This is a genomic window from Noviherbaspirillum malthae, from assembly GCF_015352985.1.
Classification (GTDB): Bacteria; Pseudomonadota; Gammaproteobacteria; order Burkholderiales; family Burkholderiaceae_D; genus Noviherbaspirillum; species Noviherbaspirillum malthae.
The window spans coordinates 1-3,499 of sequence record NZ_JACYXF010000150.1; the positions used below are offsets into that span (position 1 = coordinate 1).

Here is a 3,499-nt window from a genome sequence, read left to right on the forward strand (position 1 = left end):
GGCTCATGTCCTGCTGGCAGGCCTGTTCGGACGCGCGCCCACCACCAGAGCTCGCCGCGCTCTTAGCCTTCCTTACGTCGGGCTGCGGCATTAACCTCTATCTCCGGATTTAACAAAGTACCGCTAGTCGAAGGTGTCTTTGCATAATACGAAGATTGACTGTGCCTGATCTAAATAAAACTTGAGGTCGCTGCACTCCACCGGCCTTCCATCTCGCGGCCGTCATGGGAAATTACGATATAAAGCGCTCTATCTTTGGGTGAATATAGTGGGTTGTGCAGTTCAGGACGGGTCATGATCTCCGTGGTGCCTTAACGGACAGCGTCCTGGCCTGTCAGCAGATCATCGATGCACGCTTTGCTAAAGGCGTCCATATCAAGAAACCGAACTCCTGCGCGAAATCCGTCGGGTGTGCTAGTGCAATAGACTACTGTGCCCCATGCATTGATTCGTCGCGGACTGTCCGGAACAGCAATCGCAATGGCATAGTTGCGGCCAATCGCAAGTGGACGATGACTGAACAGGCATAGACCATGTCGAGACACATTGACGGTAATGACGGAGTAGGGACCGACATCGTCCATGAGGACCTTGGCGTCGAAGACAAAAGGCCGTCGGAGTTGTCGACGCTGTTCGATGGCAGGAAAGAGAAGCATGCTGCCATTGTAGTTCCAGTAAGAAATTCTGTTTCAAAGCTGAAACATTTATTGCGGAGCATCAAACTAGTGTGCGGCCAGGGTACCAACAGACGGGGCCGTAGAATATTGTTGTTGCCAGACGTGTAAAAAAGCCCGCTCGAGCAAGACTCAATGCGGGCCATAAAATCCAAACCGAAAGGTTGGGAGGAGACCTAAAGTAGATAGGGATGCGTATGCCGAGTTCAAGAGCCCATGGTGATTAATTTCGCAACATCGGGAGCTTTTGATAGAGAAAAATCATCGGTATAGCACGGGGAACAGGCCGAAAGTGACTGAAGGTAGGGCAGATACGGTAGAATACTTGTACTGTCTATATATACAGTGAAGGCGAACAATGCCAACGCAAATGAAAACCGCGAAAACCGATATCGATTTCTTGAATCGCTATGGGATTGCCGATGCTGCCAGAACACGCATCACAGCGCAGATTCTTCGCAACGTCACTAGGCTAACCCAAAAACATCCAGCCCAACCTTTACTGCCTAAAAAGCCAAAAACACCGGTCTGAAAGTGCGGTGTGCCAGTCGTGGATTTTATTGTTCAGTGAGTAATATTCCCCACTCGAACACACTTCACTCGCGTAGAGATACACGCCATCATAAAGAATAACGAAGCAAGACTGCCTCACTAGTGTTCCATCTGGCAAGTAAGTAGTGCCAGTGTCACTGGTTTGCATTTGATAATGGAAATGAAGTCGGTCGCTAATTGTGTGGATAGGATTAGCAGCATATTCCAGCATCATTCGATGTTGTAATCCACCATTCTTGTCTGTCTGACCAAAGGTCAATAGAAAGAAACAGCTAACTGCGGTCCAGATGTCAGAAACGATGATAAACTTCTGACATAAAGGAGGCAGTATGAGTATATTGTCCACAAGCATTCTTGAACGTGTGACCCGTTTGGAAGAGGGCGGCATAATCTCGCCCAAAGAATTCCTGCACATGGCAAGCCGCGCTGCAATCGATCAGGCCTTTACGCGCCTGACCAAGGATGGGCGCTTATTGCGGGTTGGGCGAGGTTTGTACGTGGCTCCGGTCGTAAGTCGCTTTGGCATACGTCCGCCGGCGCCGGGAAAAGTGGTGGCCGCGGTGGCGCATCAAAAGGGCGAAGTCGCTGTTTCACATGGCGCTGCCGACGCGAACGCTCTGGGATTAACTACCCAGGTACCAGTAAAAGAAGTTTTTCTGTCGTCGGGCCCCAGCCGCACGCTGCATCTGGGAAGGCGCATTATCGACGTCCGACACGCGCCGCGATGGCAGCTTATCTTGGGCACGTCCCGTGCCGGAATGGCGGTTCGTGCGATGGCATGGCTGGGGAAAGAGCATCTAAGCGAGGTGTTGCCAAAGCTTCGGCAACAACTGCCTTCTGAAGATTGGGAAAAACTTACTGCCGCACGCGCGAGTCTGCCGTCCTGGATGGCCAAGGCAGTAGGCGGTGCAATGAGTCATGCCTGAGGCATATCTTTCTCTACCGGCGGAAGATCGTGCCGAAATATTGGCCATTGCCGCGGATCGGCTGGATCGGCCTGCCACCCTCATTGAGAAGGATTTCTGGGTTGTGTGGACCTTGTCAACTTTATTCGACACGCCACTAGGTCAGGGGTTGACCTTCAAGGGAGGGACATCTTTATCCAAAGCCTATCGGTTGATTGATCGCTTCTCTGAAGACATTGACCTGACCTACGACATTCGCCACCTTATTGGCGATCTTATTACGAATCAAGACTCGTTGCCGTCTACCCGAAGTCAGGCCAAGAAATGGACCGATCATGTAAAAGCACGTCTGCCCGAGTGGATCCACGATAACGTCATTCCTGTTATTGAAGCGGGTTTGCGGCAGGATGGTCTTGAAGCACGCTGTGAGCAAGGCGGCGTTGATGGGGAGAAGTTGTATATCCATTATGACGCCATCAAGTTGGGCAGCGGTTATGTTTCACCTTCCGTCCAGCTCGAGTTTGGAGGACGCGCGACCGGTGAGCCCCATCAAAAGAAAACGATCACGTGCGACATGGCGCCGCTCTTTCCGCAACTGGGTTTTCCGGTGGCACATCCGCTGGTGATGACTATCGATCGCACTTTTTGGGAGAAGGCTACAGCAGCGCATGTCTATTGCCTGCAGGAGCGCCTGCGAGGCGAGCGTTACGCACGGCATTGGTACGACTTGGCCACCTATGAAAACACTCCGTATCTTGATGAAGCCTTGGCCGCCCATGCTGTGCGAAAGATGGTTGCTGACCACAAGGCCATGTTTTTCATCGAGAAGGATAAAAGTGGGCAGGCAATCGATTACCATCGCGCCGTTGGAGGTCATTTAACGCTCATTCCTGAGCCGAAGGGATTAGCGGCTTTGGAAGTAGATTATGGCGCGATGACGGATGCTGGCATCCTAATACGTAATGCATTGCCGTTTAGTGAAATCATCGAACGCTGTCTCCGCATCCAGAATAAGGCGAATAATCAGTCGTTGTGAGCACTCGGTATGTAGCGTGCAATAGCCGTGAAATATGAAACGGCATATTAGCGAAGCAGAGACCTTTCAATGAACTTCTAAGGTGCGCAATTTAACTCTACGCGCCATACTTCACATAACGGAACTTCAACCTCTTGCCAGCTGGGACGATGGAGCAGAACAATCATTTATGTCAACTTATGGTCCGGGCATGAATTGCGAGAAAAGAGGTGGCCCCGTTTGATTGGACAGCATATTGCTGCTGCTAAGTGGAGCTTCGCGGAAGTAGGGTTGCCATCTATGCTGCTTGTGGCATTGGCTGGTTGCCGAAGTAGAACGCATCCGGAGTCACG

The 3,499-nt window shown here is 51.4% G+C and carries 4 protein-coding genes; 3 read left to right on the forward strand and 1 reads right to left on the reverse strand.

What is annotated here, in order from left to right; all coding sequences use genetic code 11:
- Positions 1–311 precede the first annotated feature (311 nt).
- Complete coding sequence (locus tag IGW03_RS39225) at positions 312–656, reverse strand: PilZ domain-containing protein (protein WP_194727424.1); 345 nt, start codon at positions 654–656, stop codon at positions 312–314.
- 388 nt (positions 657–1,044) lie between these two features.
- On the opposite strand from IGW03_RS39225, the gene IGW03_RS37280 reads away from it, so the two are divergent.
- The 3 genes from IGW03_RS37280 to IGW03_RS37290 all read left to right on the forward strand — a co-directional run bounded on the left by IGW03_RS37280 (position 1,045) and on the right by IGW03_RS37290 (position 3,167).
- Entirely contained in the window at positions 1,045–1,206 is a 162-nt protein-coding gene (locus IGW03_RS37280; protein ID WP_194727425.1) for a hypothetical protein, read from the forward strand.
- A 349-nt stretch (positions 1,207–1,555) separates the two neighbouring features.
- Entirely contained in the window at positions 1,556–2,152 is a 597-nt protein-coding gene (locus IGW03_RS37285; RefSeq protein ID WP_194727426.1) for a DUF6088 family protein, read from the forward strand.
- Positions 2,145–3,167 carry a nucleotidyl transferase AbiEii/AbiGii toxin family protein gene (locus IGW03_RS37290; RefSeq protein ID WP_194727427.1) on the forward strand — a complete coding sequence of 341 codons (1,023 nt, stop codon included), beginning with the start codon at positions 2,145–2,147 and terminating at the stop codon, positions 3,165–3,167. The genes IGW03_RS37285 and IGW03_RS37290 overlap by 8 nt, the downstream gene beginning before the upstream one ends.
- Positions 3,168–3,499 lie beyond the last annotated feature (332 nt).

Excerpts from the sequence above, each read along its gene's own strand:
- IGW03_RS39225 (WP_194727424.1), bottom strand. The coding sequence starts at position 656 with ATGCTTCTCTTTCCTGCCATCGAACAGCGTCGACAACTCCGACGGCCT.
- IGW03_RS37280 (WP_194727425.1), top strand. The coding sequence starts at position 1,045 with ATGAAAACCGCGAAAACCGATATCGATTTCTTGAATCGCTATGGGATT.
- IGW03_RS37285 (WP_194727426.1), top strand. The coding sequence starts at position 1,556 with ATGAGTATATTGTCCACAAGCATTCTTGAACGTGTGACCCGTTTGGAA.
- IGW03_RS37290 (WP_194727427.1), top strand. The coding sequence starts at position 2,145 with ATGCCTGAGGCATATCTTTCTCTACCGGCGGAAGATCGTGCCGAAATA.